1 protein-coding gene is annotated in these 496 nt (G+C 46.6%); it reads right to left on the bottom strand.

Annotated elements, in window-relative coordinates; all coding sequences use genetic code 11:
• Positions 1-105: 105 nt before the first annotated feature.
• The coding region (locus F1735_RS34220) for a hypothetical protein (protein ID WP_222853196.1) at positions 106-496 on the bottom strand (391 nt) is incomplete at its 5' end.

Below are 496 nucleotides of genomic sequence, written 5' to 3' on the forward strand. Positions count from 1 at the left end.
CTTGTCGGCATGGGACAGCTTGGTCAGGTCGGCACGAGGTGGTTTCGGTGGCATGCCTACATGATGCGGCAATTGCCAAGAGTTTACAACTTTTGATTGCTCTGGTCATTCAGGCTGAACAGTTACGTCAAAACTTAATCCACTGGCAGCCGATGGCGAGCCTGTTGATAGTGCATGCACGTTTATGCCCTGACTTATTAATCCTTTAGTCTCGGCAATAAATTTTATTTCACCACCACAACCAATTTTAATTACAAGCTGAGGATACTTGGACTCTTTTGCAGTATTCGTTGTTCTACACTCATGTAGGGAGACATCCGCCGTTTCCAGTATCGCCGGTGGAATTACATATATGTATGGATATTTATTTAGGTGATTAGCGCTGATCTTCAGCATAACTGAACTTTGGTCGCCGTTACGTGTCCAACCTTGCATATGCGTGCGCGGTGGCGCAGGCGGGAGAAGATTATGGCGACGATGAATCGGGTTCAGTTTC

This window comes from Massilia genomosp. 1, from assembly GCF_011682185.1.
Lineage (GTDB): Bacteria > Pseudomonadota > Gammaproteobacteria > Burkholderiales > Burkholderiaceae_D > Telluria_A > Telluria_A rubra.